This is a genomic window from Pseudomonas meliae, assembly GCF_001400515.1.
GTDB lineage: Bacteria > Pseudomonadota > Gammaproteobacteria > Pseudomonadales > Pseudomonadaceae > Aquipseudomonas > Aquipseudomonas amygdali.
Genome location: NZ_LJQT01000342.1, coordinates 1 through 737, shown reverse-complemented (window position 1 = coordinate 737; position 737 = coordinate 1). Strand labels below are relative to the sequence as shown.

The 737-nt window shown below is 54.5% G+C and carries 1 protein-coding gene and 1 pseudogene; both read right to left on the bottom strand.

Going from position 1 to position 737, the window contains the following annotated elements:
- Positions 1–79 precede the first annotated feature (79 nt).
- On the bottom strand, positions 80–367 hold the full coding sequence (locus ALO64_RS15880; RefSeq protein ID WP_004667956.1) for an HU family DNA-binding protein: 288 nt from the start codon (positions 365–367) through the stop codon (positions 80–82).
- A gap of 223 nt (positions 368–590) precedes the next feature.
- Positions 591–737, bottom strand: a pseudogene (locus ALO64_RS26370) (replication initiation protein); the annotation flags it as partial.

Sequence of the window (737 nt, the reverse complement as noted above, 5' to 3'; positions counted from 1 at the left end):
TGCCGGGAAACAAATGTTTGGCGTCAATCCGCACCATTACTGGCTTTCCGCCCATGACGGAAATTTCGGCGGTTCCGGCTTACAACCCCTTGTTGATCGAGTCGTTCAGCACTTTGGCCGGGACGAACTTGATGGCTTTCTTGGCAGCAATTTCGATAGCAGCACCAGTCGAAGGGTTGCGGCCAGTGCGTGCTGGACGCTCTGCAACTTTCAGTTTGCCTATGCCCGGTAGAGTGATTTCTGCACCGCTTTCCAGTTGGTCGGCAACGATCTGTCCCAATTGCTCAAGAGCCTTACGCGCGGTGGTTTTTGGCGCATCGATAGCTTCTGCAATACCGGCAACCAATTGGTCTTTCGTCAGAGCCATGGTGGCGTTCCTTCCAGATCAAATTCATTTGGATTGCAGAGTAAGGGGTCAGCTTGGGGCAGGCAAGAGTCCCGCTCTCCAGTAGCAGCCCCATTGACCACGAAATGTAGAAACACGAACCAAGCTTGAGTGAGGTCCGAACACTCACTTACGTAGTGCTCGCGCGCTATGCAGCACAGATCGGGGAAGACAGCACACACTGAATTCATACGCGCACTCCCCATCATGAACCATCCTCATGTTCTGGTTTTAAGGGCTCTCCGGCTTGCGGCCCCTGCGGGACCGCAGATATCTGATGTACACCATATTGCACACTCGAGGCGCGGCCATCAGCAGGTTGACCAACGGGAGCCTGAACGGGTGGGGTAGT

What these genes read in the sequence shown, in the direction of transcription:
- ALO64_RS15880 (WP_004667956.1), bottom strand. Translation starts at nt 367, where the DNA reads ATGGCTCTGACGAAAGACCAATTGGTTGCCGGTATTGCAGAAGCTATC.